The 1,367-nt window shown below is 61.6% G+C and carries 1 protein-coding gene; it reads right to left on the reverse strand.

Going from position 1 to position 1,367, the window contains the following annotated elements; translation table 11 throughout:
• Positions 1 to 6: 6 nt before the first annotated feature.
• On the reverse strand, positions 7 to 1,095 hold the full coding sequence (locus GOEFS_RS17695) for an IS110 family RNA-guided transposase (RefSeq protein ID WP_007319315.1): 1,089 nt from the start codon (positions 1,093 to 1,095) through the stop codon (positions 7 to 9).
• Positions 1,096 to 1,367 lie beyond the last annotated feature (272 nt).

Here is a 1,367-nt window from a genome sequence, read left to right on the forward strand (position 1 = left end):
ACGTTCCTATGGTGTGTCAATTGTTGTTTTGTGGGTGGTGAGGTCGGCTTTGAGTGCGCCGAAGACTTCGCGGGCGATGTGGCGTTTCATGGCGCGGATGGTGTCGGTTTTGGAGAGGTTGTTGCTGGTGCGGCGGTGGTAGTAGTCGATGGCGGGTTGGTGGTGTTTGAGGCGGCCGATGGCGATGAGGTGGATGGCTCGGTTGGCTTGGCGGTTTCCGCCGCGGTGGAGTCGGTGGCGGTTGGTGCGTCCGGAGGAGGCGTTGATGGGTGCGACTCCGGTCAGGCGGGCGAATTGGGCGTCGGTGGTGATGCGGTTGGGGCATTGGCCGATGGTGAGCAAGAGTTGGGCGGCGATGTGGATGCCGACCTGGGGTAGGGCGAGCAGTCGTGGTGCTAGTGGGGTGATGATTTCAGTGAGGGCGCGGTCGTGACTTTTGATTTCGGTGTCGAGGTCGGTGATGCGTGTTGCCAGCGCGCGTAGTGCGGTTTTGGCGGCCTGGATGGGGTCGTGGGGGCGGGTGGTGTCCGGGCGCAGGGTGCGGGCACAGGTGACGATGTCGCGGCTGGTGGTGCCCAGGCGTTCACGCAGTTTCGGGTCGACGGTGATGGCGAGCGCAGCGATCTGGGTTAATGCTGCTGAGCGGGCTTTGACTGCTGATGTGCGTGCGGCGCAATAGAATCGGAGTGCTTCGAGCTGGCCGGTACGGTCTTTAGCGATGACTTGGCAGCGGCCGGTGCGCACGGCGTTGGCGGCCATGACTGCGTCGATGGGGTCGGACTTTCCTTCTCGTGCACGCACGCTCAGGTCGGGGTGGTTGACATCGATGATGCGGTAGCCGGCACTGGCTAAGACGTTGGTCACGGCGGCACCGTAGGTGCCGGTCTGTTCGATTCCGATACTGCGTAGGTGCCAGTGGGCCAGCCAGCGTTGTATCTGTAGGTACTGAGCATGGGTGGTGCCGAATTGGCGGTCGGCGATCAGGCGTCCATCAGCATCGATGACCGCGACGTGATGGGTGTGTTTGTGAGTATCGATCCCGGCGAATGTTATTGGTGGTTGCATCAGATGGCTGTGTGCGGTCATGCTCGTCATTGCGATCTGTCTCCTTCACGGGTGTGGAGGATGACTTACGCCGGGCGGGGCAGACAGGACGGTGAAGAGTCGGTCGTGATCGCAGCTGACAGGTTCCTATAAAGTCATAACCCCGCCCGGCCCAGTCACCCAGGCATTTTCAGGCGCGATAGCTGCCACCAGTGCCGACACGTCCCTTTCAGGACAACCCCCGCCAACAGCGGCGATGTCAGTCTCGATACAAGTCAGAACACCAGCAGCAACCACCACCACCATCATCACCGTCTCGATAC

Origin of the sequence: Gordonia effusa NBRC 100432 (assembly GCF_000241305.1) — a bacterium.
GTDB lineage: Bacteria > Actinomycetota > Actinomycetes > Mycobacteriales > Mycobacteriaceae > Gordonia > Gordonia effusa.